The organism is Porphyromonas uenonis 60-3 (genome assembly GCF_000174775.1).
In the GTDB taxonomy this organism is placed as follows: Bacteria; Bacteroidota; Bacteroidia; order Bacteroidales; family Porphyromonadaceae; genus Porphyromonas; species Porphyromonas uenonis_A.
In genome coordinates, this window is record NZ_ACLR01000062.1 from 1 (window position 1) to 518 (window position 518).

At 51.9% G+C, this 518-nt stretch carries 1 protein-coding gene; it reads left to right on the forward strand.

Annotated elements, in window-relative coordinates; translation table 11 throughout:
* A partial coding sequence (locus PORUE0001_RS01935; RefSeq protein WP_007364781.1) for an IS3 family transposase occupies nt 1-518 on the forward strand: 518 nt, incomplete at both ends.

Here is a 518-nt window from a genome sequence, read left to right on the forward strand (position 1 = left end):
CTTCGCATATCTCTCCCTGACGATGGATGCTTATAGCCGCATCATCACAGGCTTTGACCTGCAGCCCACGCTCTCCACAGAGGGCCCCTACAACGCACTAAAACAGACCGTTGACTTCTACCAGAAGCATGGCTTTGACCTCAAAGGACTCATCTTCCATAGCGACCGAGGCTGTCAATACGTCTCCAAGCAGATGACCGACTACGAGGCCAGCCTAGGCATCGTAACCAGCGTTACCCAGACCGGCAACCCTCTCCACAACGCTATGGCTGAGCGACTTAACGGAATCATCAAGAACGACTGGCTCTACAACTTCGAGGATAAGCCCATAGATCAAGTTCGGGAGATCCTCTCGCAAACGATTGCTCTCTATAACACAGCGCGTCCTCATCGAGCCCTCAACAAGAAGACTCCGATGCAGATGCGCATACCAGATTACCCCAACCCTCTAACCACACAACCCTCTAAGAAACAGACATCTAAGAACGATTCACCAACAGCTCCGAGCCTCAAAACTC